Genomic DNA, 2,735 nt, shown 5'->3' with positions numbered 1-2,735 from the left:
GGCTACACGCCAGTTGATCCAAGTCCAATTACGCCAGCTGATCCAACGGTAGACACGCCGGTACCATACACTAAGAACGAGACGCCAACGACGCCTGATACTCCATCGACGCCGACTACGCCTACGACTCCAGGCGAACCAACAACGCCAGTTACGCCAGCTGAACCTGCACAGCCACAAACTCCTGCAGCACCAGCTGGTCAAAGCCAAGCAACGCCAACGTCAGCTAAGACTGAAGCTGCTAAGGCTGCAACACTGCCACAAACTGGTAACGACAAGAACGAAGCCACGGCTGCAATGGGCTTAGGCTTTGCCGGTATCGCATCAATGCTGGCACTGTTCGGTACGCGCAAGAAGCGTCGTGAAGACTAATCTAAAAGTTTTAAAAGCAGAATCCTGCTCATGAGAAACTAAAATTGAAAAAGGTCGATCACTTTACTATTAAGTGACCGGCCTTTTTGCTGTTTCATTATTATTTTTAAATTAAAACCGTTATCAGCATATAAATTAATTAATGCAAAATCCTTTTCACAAAATTGTCAAAATATCCACAAGTAAACAATTAATTTATTAAATACTTTAGTTATAAAAGCTGATTATATTTAGTGTATAACAAGTTAAATAACCTTGTAAGAACGCGGTCTCCTCTTTATTTTTATAGCGCTTCCATTTAGAATTATTCTAGAGAAGAAAAAACTCTGCTTATCACTAGAAAACATTGAAGGGGTGATTAATGTATTTCGAAAGATGAGCAGCTGCAAGGAACCTTGATATTTGTTTTGATATTGGGATTAATAAATAGAGGGGGCTACATATATGTATTCCAAGAATAATAAATATATGCAGGAACAAAAAAGTGCCACTCGCGCTCAACGCTTTGGCTTGCGGAAGTTAAGCATCGGAACGGTATCGGTACTTTTGGGGACGCTGATGTTCTTTAGTAATGGTCAAGTATCTGCCGACACAACGACCAATACGGATACAAGCGGTGATACGACTAACGTAAACAGTGCTGCTAATGATACAAGCGCTAGTGCGGTTACGCTGAGCAGTACGGATTCTGCAGCTGCCAGTGCGCAAACGGCAACTGTTGCAGAAGCTTCGGCAAACAGCCAATCAGCAGCTGCAACGTCAACTGCGGACAGCTCACAGACTGCTTCTGCGGCTTCAACCGCAATGAATGATGTATCGTCAGCATCCTCAGCTGTTGCAACTGCTGGTAGTCAGGTGACTAGTGATGACGCGCTGACCAGCAAGGGTGAAATTGTTGCTAAAGATAGGCTGAGTGATAGTGATGCAAATCCAGGTATGAGTAATCCTAATGGAGCAACTATTATAGCAGACCAAAGCCAAATTCCGTCTGGCTACGAGGCTGATCCTGCTAATGACCACTATACGTTTGGGATTATGAGCCTGGGTCCGGTAACTGCCTCTGACTTAACAAGCTACAATCAAAAATACAACACGAATTACTACATTCGCGTATCAGTAGCTAAGAATGGGAATAACGGTATCTATGATGATACAGTCTACATTCAGTTAGTTGATGCTAATACCAACACTGTTTTGTGGGAAACCACCTCTGTTCCTGGTGATGCTAATAAAAAAGTTGGTTATTTGAAGAACACAAGTGATAAAGCCTTCTATACGTATTCATATACTGAAACGGTTGTCAATGGCGTATCATCCAAGGGAATCAACTTTAATTCAGGTCTTGGAAATATGTACGCAATCAATGTATATGAGCCTTCAAATCCAACTAAGAATGCACAAGCTACAGGTATTGGTTTCGACTATCCGATTGCAAGTACGCTTGAGACTCGCTACATTGCCAAGGATGCTGCTGGTAATGACGTTATCTTGGCAAATTATGACGCGACTGGTCGCATTGGATATCAATACACGGCTTCTGGAGTAAGAAGTTTTGTTGGCTTTGATTTGACGACTATTCCTTCATCTATTAATGGAACGCTTAAAAGAAACTACAAAGTTGGGGACGTGTACATTACTGGACAGAAAAATCTGTCAGGTACTAAAGAAAATCCTGTTTTACAGATCGCACGTGTTCAAGTAATCACGGCTACTGATGGAACAAGTCGAATTGAGATGCGCGTAGCCAAGGCTGATGCAAGTCTTAGTGATATTAACGATTCCAGTATTTGGAAAACAATTTTTACTTCCGAAGAATTAAAACCAGGTGAAATGTCCACGACTGGAAACAATAATGCAACCTATAATGGCGTGTACTATAGCAATGGTGCATTTGCTGTTAACCCAAGTATAAAAGATGCTGCTGGTAATGGGCTTGGGGTTACTGAATTGAAAAAGGCTGGTTTTACTGAAGATCAACTTACCGGTTGGAATAATTTCGCTATGAATTGGCTGTTGCTCAATCGGCTAACCCTAGGACAAGGGACGATTGATTACTACTATGCTCCACAGGGCCAAGTTCGCATTAACTATGTAACCAGCGATGGTACGGTAATCCAAACACCAACGACGGCTTACGAAAACTCTGGCAATAACACCTCATATGATGTTACGGGCTCAAACTACCGCCCAGAAACAATTACGGTTAATGGTAAGACCTACCGTTACGTCAAGGCAGACAAATCATTGGGAACTGCCGGCACGACGACCGTTAACGGCTTTACGTATACTACAACGCCATCTGACGCTACGGGGACGATCAATTCCAACAATGTTAATGATGTCTACTTTGTTTATGAACAGGT

At 42.6% G+C, this 2,735-nt stretch carries 2 protein-coding genes; both read left to right on the top strand.

Annotation, left to right across the window (positions count from 1 at the left end):
• On the top strand, positions 1 to 372 hold a 372-nt coding region (locus FC47_RS11035), incomplete at its 5' end, for an LPXTG cell wall anchor domain-containing protein (RefSeq protein WP_155519192.1).
• Positions 373 to 816: 444 nt separating this feature from the next.
• Positions 817 to 2,735, top strand: a 1,919-nt coding sequence (locus FC47_RS10000) for a YSIRK-type signal peptide-containing protein (RefSeq protein ID WP_235804021.1), incomplete at its 3' end; no start/stop codon positions are given.

Origin of the sequence: Limosilactobacillus mucosae DSM 13345 (genome assembly GCF_001436025.1) — a bacterium.
GTDB lineage: Bacteria > Bacillota > Bacilli > Lactobacillales > Lactobacillaceae > Limosilactobacillus > Limosilactobacillus mucosae.
The sequence above is the reverse complement of the archived record's forward strand: the minus strand, read 5'-3'. Positions and strand labels throughout refer to the sequence as shown.